Source organism: Chryseotalea sp. (assembly GCF_057350905.1).
Genome location: NZ_JBMRCF010000009.1, coordinates 150,958 through 157,227, shown reverse-complemented (window position 1 = coordinate 157,227; position 6,270 = coordinate 150,958). Strand labels below are relative to the sequence as shown.

Genomic DNA, 6,270 nt, shown 5'->3' with positions numbered 1-6,270 from the left:
CAAGAGAATAATGCAGACTCTACGACAAACAGGCTAGCCATTGGTAAACTCAATGTGGTAAGCTACAACAAGGCCTTCAAGAACCTGGTACTGATCTCGGTAAATGGCGCACAACTATCCATCGCGAAAGAAACACTCCAAACGAAACTCAATGACATTTACAAGCAGGCCGTTGTCGATTGGCAGGTGCAGGATGTGCAAACAATAACAGAAGTAGTGTATGACACCGATAGAAACGGCCTTGAATATGGCAGCAGCAGCTGGTACTCCAACTACACCAGCGGGATGCGCAGCATCAACAATCATTATTTAAGGGACAGATCGATCATGCCTGACACCTATTACTTATTTATAGTACCCAAAACAGACGATGCACGCGTGATGGGTTTTATGCCGCGCAAGAAACAGATAGGCTTTATCTGTTCGGAGAAAGTAAGCGCAACCAACACCACCAAAACCATCGCCCATGAGCTGGCCCATGGAGCCTTCCGTTTAGAGCACAGCTTCCCGCCCTTGCCAGAGCAAGGCGACAACCTGATGGACTACAGTGCTACAGGCAAAAACTTATACAAAACACAATGGGATTACATACACAACCCGGTGGCCATGTTGGGACTGTTTGATGGGGATGAAGAGGGGGCGATGAAAAGCCTCTTAACAAGTGAGTATATATTTATGCATGATCAGCTCAGCACTAGAGCATATGTCAGCAGTCTGGGAGCAGATGAATTCACACAAGATGCAGTTAATTATGTCGATGCTAAGTTGTATCAACTGGATACAGCCGATGTAAAGACCTATATTTACTTTGCCTACATTTGGTTTCATCCCGGAAACATAGATCGATTTGATCAACTGATTGAGAATAGTTTTAACCATGCGATAGATAGCATTAAGCGTAACATTGAAGCAGATAACTTTAATCTGCTTGCCATTGTAAATGCCAAGTATGATACTGCTTTAGCAGACGGATTAAAAACTGTATCTTTTAGAGAGAAATTTTATCCGGTTAGTGGTTTGCAATCAGCGTGTACAAAAGCTGTGAATGATTATCTGCTAAGTAGCTCAAAGAAAACATTTGTGAATGGATTAGATGCAGCGCTGAAAGAAAGGGCTGATGTCTTGCACGAGAACCTGAAGAATTGTGAAATTATAGTCCCTGAAGAGATTGTGATACACTATAAGCGTAAAGGAAGGAATCAATATCGAACATGGGGTGAATTCACAATTGTGGGGACTGATTATAAAGGGTATATTTTGGAGAGGCCAAAGGGAAGTGAACCAACAAAAAAGCAAGACTTTATGCGACATCCCTCCGGAAGATTCAATTTGTTGTATTCTAGTGTTGATACAGGTAATGAAAGTAAATTTTGGGATGTTACTATGTGTCTTGCGGAAGATACAGGCTATAAACTTCATGGAGGAGATAGAGCAGATTATTCAAATGGTTGCTTTTTGATAAACTATAATTCGCCACAATATGATATTTATCCAGAAGCTTATGATGCTCGTATCGAGGATATATTTATTAAAGATATAAAAAAGAGAAGAAAAAATCCCGATAGAAATAAATATACATTAGCCAATAGCTATTATGCCCATGACTCGCCAGATAATCCTGCTTTTAAATTAAAAGCTTATATCCACGCTCTTGAACAGCGTATCAAAGAAGAAACTAAAGTACAATTTGTTCAAAAGGTCTTTATAATAGACGAGAGTGAAGAAAAAGTTGACCCCTTATGAAAAGCTACTATTTAATTCCCCTAATGCTGGTATTTTCTACCTGTCTGTCACAAAATCCAAAGAAGTCCATAGATAATGTTAACAGCTTAGGATCAAGAGTTAATATTATTGGATTTGAAAAACTTATTCTTTTGGGTGAAGAATTGATTAATTCATGCCAAGACACTGTGAATCGTTCAAAATTCACAAAAACTTTCAAGCAATTCCAATCGGTAAAAAGGAAAACAGTGTTTGATAACTATGAACAAAGGTTATTAATGAGTTTAATATATTACTCTATCAACGAAGTTAAGACTGAAAATAATCAGGCAGAGGAAACAAAAAATTACTTACTGAAACTATTTCAAGATTTCAAAAAAATTGATTTTACTGTCACCGATCAATTTATTCTTGAGCAGATTAATGAAGACAAGAGGGGAATTATTAATGGTTATGATGAAGGAACCGTAAGTCAAAGTTTTTTTCTATTTTTTTTTTATAATCCGTCACGGTTTAAAAGTATTTTGTTAAAAAACAATAAAGAAGATGACTGGGATAGAATAGACATCTTTTTGTGCAATACTATAAGAGAAAATGGCATACCCAAAGAGTTGCGTCACATTTTATTAGATCGTATAATAATTAAGTTAAGGTCTCAAAAACTTGATGTTATAGTTAGTAAGTTAAAATCAGAATGTGACGTCACAATAAATCTGTATGACTGATCCCCGCTCTGGTCGTAGGGTCTCCCTACGACCTAACAAGAATAGAGAAAAATATAGTTAGTTTTAGCGAGATGCTAAGACCAGTAGGTGTAGGCACGCTCTGGCCACAGGACAATAATTGTGACGATTAGATAACTCTATCTATACCTATTAACCAATTAAAAGCAAGCAATGTTTTAATACCTGGTTTCATAGTAGAAACTGACCTTCATAAAATAATCATTGGGCTCCAAACAATCTTAAGAGTAAAATTGAAAAGCTAGCTTTGCTCTTAGAGTCTAATCCTGATATCAACAACTTTTATATATTTTAGAACTAACCTAATGACATGAAAAAATTGAATTACGCTCTTATTTTTTTTCTAGCAGGATGTGCCACGGTTAATAAGAATGATTATGAGAAAAAAGTAAGGGCTTACTTAGGTAAGTTTGAGCAAAATCTTCAGGCTTCAGATGAGATTATTCTACAACAATTCAAAGTAGACAAAAGTCCTGAAGTCTTACTCAGAGCAATTCGTATTATGCAGAATAAAAAACTCCAAGAAGACAGTGTTCAGTGTTTTATCAACTTTAGTACAGCCAGCATTACTTTTGGAGAAACTGATATTCGTGTCGAGATCAGTGCGCTTTTTAAATCGATTCACCCTAAGTTTGATTTCAAAAAAGAGAGTGCTTTCACTTTGTGGTTGAAATCTGATCATGGTAATCTTTCAATTCGAAAAATTGAGGCTGATGAATTCTACCAGGATTTTCATAGTCTTTCTTTTCGTTTGGGGTACTCTAGACACCTTGCAAAAGCATTTAAAACCAGAGAGGTTTACTTTGAAGAGGCCGCACAACTTCAGCAACACTATGACACGATAATCTGGTACGCACGCCACCACGACAGCACTTATTATTATGCTGTAAATGGAGACTGGAAAGATTATTTTAATAGACGAGAAAAAAACAAACCAAATTATAAAATGGGACTTATCAACGCCCGAGGCCGTGTCATTGTTCCTGTTGAATATGATTTGGTGGGAACTATTAGTTTCGATACAGAAAATGTTGTTGAAGTAAAAAGAGATTCTAAAGTTGGCCATTTCTCATTAGCAGGGAAAGAATTGATACCTGCGCTTTATGATTGGATAATTCCTTATCAATCAGATAGTGTCTATGCATTAGTCAAAAATGACACAACTTATGGCTGGGTCGATAAAGAGTATATTTATAGCTCCGGTTATCCAGATGAAGACGCAGCACTTTACCTCAAGTCGTTTGCATTTGTGACCAAACCCCTACTCCTTAAACCAAGTGAGTATACTATGATAGAGCCTCTTGATATAGAAAATATCGGAAAGGCTAAAATTGTACCATCTCAACATTACGTTACTACTGGTATATTTCGTGAGGTATTAGATCATTTCATTCTTGACTATGAAGAGTTTGATGGAGAAACCTCTGGAACCGAGGTAATCGACAAAGACAAATCTTTATTAAACAAACTGACTGAAAGTCTTTCTATTCTTTATACAAAATTAAAAGTCCATTATCTGGGAGGCCGAGAAGAATTTTATCAAGACCATCTGATTACGTTTATTAACAAGGATGGTAACCGTCTGAGTCAGCATGAACTTACCATAGAATATAAATCTATAAAATTAATTGACAGCACTCTTCTGGAATTTACACTCACGGCAAATGCTAACGACATCTTTCGAAATGCTTATGATTGGGGTTTCGATAGATCGAAGGAAGATTGGAACATTCCTTACCATGCTTATTTCAGAATTAATAAAAATAGTGGTGGAATTGATCGTTTGGAAAGTATACGTCAATTTGATTGTACTGAGTTCATAAAATTAGATAGTAGTTACTTAAGTGGCACTTTTTACTTTTGGGATAATCTTAAACAAGATACAGCATCTCGAAAATTTGTTTCTGCATCAACTATCCAGCAAATGAGAAATGAAATATTGGCTTTTTATGGATACATCTTCCCTGACCCCAAAATTCAAGAGGATTTTAAGTATGTTAAGTGGTACGAGCCAAGGTTTGCAAAATATGAAGAGTTTTTAGATGATATGACTGAAATAGACAGGCATAACCTGCTATTTCTGGATAGTTTCTTACCCATTCAGCAAACCAAACCGTCTGCAGCAATGTGAAGAGAATACTTTCTATAGCCTATTGGTTGATTATTATAATTGTGACGTTTCTTATTGCAATTCTTTCGTGGAACGCTCTCAGTTATTTTAATTTTAATACTTCCTTTGGCTTTCTTAAACTTAAAGAATCCGCTATTGCTACTGGTTGGTATTTGCCATTTTATTACTCTCATGTCATAGCAGCAGGCATAATACTACTTGTGGGCTTCTTTCAACTCTTAATTGGTTTCCGCTCACAGATGAGGCAATTGCATAGGCTTATGGGTAGGGTTTATACTTATGGTATCGTTTTTTTTGCTGCACCTGGCGGCTTGGTCATGTCGTTTTCCATATAGAGGGGAACTTGGGTATTGCTTAGTTTTCTATTACAAACAGTACTTTGGTTTGGTTTTACAATCTTAGCTGTACAGAAAGCACGCAAGGGAGATGTGGCTTCTCACAGTAACTGGATATTAAGAAGCTACTCACTTACCTTTGCGGCTGTCACCTTCCGTCTATACGTCTTTATCACGGTTGGTACAGTTGATCTTACGAATCCTTCAGCTTATGCCATAATTGCCTGGCTTAGTTGGACTCTTAATTTACTGGCAGTAGAGGTCTATTTAGTTTTCAGACGATAGTCCAAATTGGTTATGTCTTATTCAATCATTTTTAAGTCAGAATAAATTATTGTGCCATTAGAAAGAGTAATTTCAAGACTCGAGTATTGTAAATTCTTCTTCTCAAGTTCATAATAATGCTGTTTTTGATTTCGAGCTTGATTATCGGAAAAACTAAGAATCTCCCTACTAAAGAACTCTATCCTCTCATTCAATATTTCCCCACTTCTAATAAGGAGATTTTGTCCTACATATCTTGCATCTGAAACCAAATTAAATTTTTCTAATGAAGGGGATGTGCCGATTTCAATTTTGATCTTCATTTCGCTTATTGCTACTGGCCTCCTGCCAGAATTTTCAATAGTCATGTAAGTAGTTAATTGCAAGCTATTACTACGGTTTGCACTTATATTCGTTGCCTTTAAGTGGAAGTTACTATGGAGATTATAGTCAGGCTCCAAGTTTTTTCTATCATAATACATGAGATCAATATCATACTTTGTGGCAGAATTGGTTCTGGAATTCTTTCTTACCCAGATCTTATTCTCCTCATCTCTTTTGATCTGTCCATTTTCATAAGTAACATATTTCTTAATGATATGCGGCTTGTTTATTGAAGGCGGTATGTGGATAATGCTAAGTTTATTTCCCCTAATTTCAATATCAAGGGTGTTCACTATGAAAAGGCTATCAACTCGTCCATTTATCAAGTTTATTATCTCTGAAGAGTCTCGTAGTTTACAATCCTTGAATGTTGCTTGTGTAAACTCTTTTTTTCTATCATCAAAACCTATAACGATATAACCATCAGGGCCAAAAGTGTTAACAACTGATGTTGTATCCTTTAAAAATTCGTTTATATCCTTAGGCTCTTTCAAATCATACCAAGATGCTTTAAAGTCGAATTTTGGATTTTCCTTATCTAGTCCTTGAATAGATTGCTCAATGTAAGCTGTTACTAATTCCTCAATTTCTTTTGCGTCCATTTGAATTTAGAAATTTAAGCACACCTAATTGCTATTTGATAGTTCATTCTTTCTCTTACCAAATCACTTCATGTCTTCATACCCTAATA

Annotated in this window: 4 protein-coding genes and 1 pseudogene; 4 read left to right on the top strand and 1 reads right to left on the bottom strand. The window is 36.1% G+C overall.

Translation table 11 applies throughout. The features are described 5' to 3' along the window. The 4 genes and pseudogenes from ACO1XM_RS13485 to ACO1XM_RS13470 form a co-directional block, all read left to right on the top strand. A partial coding sequence (locus ACO1XM_RS13485; RefSeq protein ID WP_486229822.1) for a hypothetical protein occupies positions 1-1,743 on the top strand: 1,743 nt, incomplete at its 5' end. Beyond that, positions 1,740-2,447 (top strand): hypothetical protein, encoded by a 708-nt coding sequence (locus ACO1XM_RS13480; RefSeq protein WP_486229820.1) that lies wholly within the window; start codon positions 1,740-1,742, stop codon positions 2,445-2,447. The genes ACO1XM_RS13485 and ACO1XM_RS13480, both read left to right, overlap by 4 nt. A 328-nt stretch (positions 2,448-2,775) precedes the next feature. After that, complete coding sequence (locus ACO1XM_RS13475; protein WP_486229818.1) at positions 2,776-4,596, top strand: WG repeat-containing protein; 1,821 nt, start codon at positions 2,776-2,778, stop codon at positions 4,594-4,596. Then, positions 4,593-5,216, top strand: a pseudogene (locus ACO1XM_RS13470) (DUF2306 domain-containing protein). Before ACO1XM_RS13475 ends, ACO1XM_RS13470 begins: the two are co-directional and overlap by 4 nt. Before the next feature lie 17 nt (positions 5,217-5,233). Here ACO1XM_RS13470 and ACO1XM_RS13465 read toward each other — a convergent pair. Beyond that, positions 5,234-6,181: an AlbA family DNA-binding domain-containing protein gene (locus tag ACO1XM_RS13465; RefSeq protein ID WP_486229816.1), complete on the bottom strand. Its 948-nt coding sequence runs from the start codon at positions 6,179-6,181 to the stop codon at positions 5,234-5,236. Between the last annotated feature and the right edge of the window lie 89 nt (positions 6,182-6,270).